General features: G+C 37.6%; 1 protein-coding gene and 1 pseudogene. Both read left to right on the top strand.

Annotation, left to right across the window (positions count from 1 at the left end):
• The first annotated feature begins 188 nt into the window (after positions 1–188).
• Entirely contained in the window at positions 189–1655 is a 1467-nt protein-coding gene (gene dacB, locus BBH99_RS11220; protein ID WP_066695540.1) for a D-alanyl-D-alanine carboxypeptidase/D-alanyl-D-alanine endopeptidase, read from the top strand.
• Between the two features lie 86 nt (positions 1656–1741).
• Positions 1742–2102, top strand: a pseudogene (locus tag BBH99_RS11215) (M1 family metallopeptidase); the annotation flags it as partial.

Here is a 2102-nt window from a genome sequence, read left to right as displayed (position 1 = left end):
TAAAAAGGGCGTTTTTGTTGATTTTTAACAATTTTTAACAAACTTTACACTCTTTTATAAGACGCCGGTAACCCGTTTTATGACAATAATTTCTACTTTTGGTCGTTGATTAAGTGTTTGGCTTTTTTATTGAATGATTTAACTTATCATTTTCTACAGGCTCAAACTATAGAACAAAAAAAGGATAGATGGTAAATTTCAGAAAATATATTTCAAGTGCAGCGGTGTTGGCTTCCGGTCTTTTCCTGGCTCAATCTACCGTTTCTACTGTTCTTTACTCTCAGAATTACGACAATCAGAAAAACAGCTTAAACCTTCCGTCGCCCGCAAGCTCGATGGAAAGAAGTGTTTTGTCGGCTAAAGAACTTGTAGACATTAATGTAAACACAATGATGGCGGATCCTGTGCTGAAAAATGCGGACTGGGGATTCGTAGTGTATGATCCGAAAACGAAAAAAGTCATTTCTTCGTATAATGAAAATACTCCGTTGGTTCCGGCTTCCACCACAAAATTGCTGACTACAGAAACAGCATTAAACCTGTTAGGGGAGAACTACCGTTGGATTACTCAGTTAGAGTATGCAGGAACGATAGATGAAAACGGAACGTTAAATGGAAACCTTTATGTAGTAGGAAGTGGAGACCCATCCCTTGGAACAAACAAGGCAGGAGCGGGATCTTACAGAGACATTATTTCAGATTTCATAGGCGGTCTTTCACGTGAGGGAATCAGAAAGGTAAATGGTGATATTATCATTCAAACAGCGCTTTTCAAAGGCAATATTGCAATGCTTCCGGAAAATGTTGTATGGTTGGAAAACAATAATTACTATCTGCCTGCAGGAACTACCCGTGAAATTAATCCGGCGAATGAAAAGCTGATTGTAAAGAAATCTGGTTTCTCTGCAGAAAAGAAGTTCTTCTACGTTTCACCTTACGCTCATCAGATGGTATATGCTGAAAAGTATGAAGGAGACGGAATTTTAACAACAAAACTTCCTGATGCTCCGGCCTATCTTGCCAATTCCTTCAGAACGACTCTTGTAAAAAGCGGAATTCCTGTTACCGGAAAAGTAGTTGCAAAAATGACAGATGCTGCTCCTGAAAACAGAAAAATGATTTCTGCCTACAAATCGCCTACGCTGGCTGATATTGTGTACTACACCAATCAACACAGTGATAATTCTTTGGCAGAAGCTTTATTGAGAACGGTTGGTTTCCAGAAACTGGGAGACCAGACTTCGGAATCAGGAAGAATTGTAGTAACGGATCACTTAAAGAATGCTGGCTTTGATATGATGGGACTTACTTATATGGATGGAAGCGGGCTTTCAAGAAGTAATAATGTAACTCCTATTTCCCAGGTGAAGTTTTTAACATCTTTAATGGATGAAAAATATTACAGATCTTATTTAACATCATTACCTATCGGCGGACAGTCCGGAACATTGAAAAGAATGTTTCTTGGAACCGGAAACGGGCAGGTTTTTGCCAAAACAGGAACTTTAAATAAAGTGAAAACATTGGCTGGTTATCTGAAAACAAATTCCGGTAAAACTTTAGTTTTCTCTTTGATGGTGAATAACTATTCAGGATCAGTAGATATGGTAAAGAAAAGAATGGAGAAAATTCTTGAACCTGCTCTGGATCTTTAAAAGCAGTTTATTTTATATATTATAAAAACCTTTTAATCAGTGATTAAGAGGTTTTTTTTATATTTGAATACTACAATAACCGATATATGAGAAAATTCTATCTTCTGCTACTGAGCTTTTTGATCACTCAGCAGGTTTATGGCCAAAAGCAGGACCCACATATTGAGATGAAAGGATTAACTGAAAAGGAAATGAAATCTTTCACTCAAAAAATGGGTGCTGGCAACGTAAACCCCAATACCCTGAATTATGACCTGCAGTACCAGAGGATGGATCTGAATATAGACCCTGCTGTTTACTTTGTTTCCGGATCTGTGACTTCACATTTCAAGCCAAATCAAAGTATGGGAAGCATTTATTTTGATTTTACCAATCTTCTGACAGTTTCCCAGGTACAATATCATGGAAATAATATTCCGTTTCAGCAGCTTTCTACCCAGGAGATTA

It is taken from the genome of Chryseobacterium contaminans (assembly GCF_001684955.1).
Lineage (GTDB): Bacteria > Bacteroidota > Bacteroidia > Flavobacteriales > Weeksellaceae > Chryseobacterium > Chryseobacterium contaminans.
The sequence above is the reverse complement of the archived record's forward strand: the minus strand, read 5'-3'. Positions and strand labels throughout refer to the sequence as shown.

Excerpts from the sequence above, each read along its gene's own strand:
- dacB (WP_066695540.1), top strand. The coding sequence starts at position 189 with ATGGTAAATTTCAGAAAATATATTTCAAGTGCAGCGGTGTTGGCTTCC.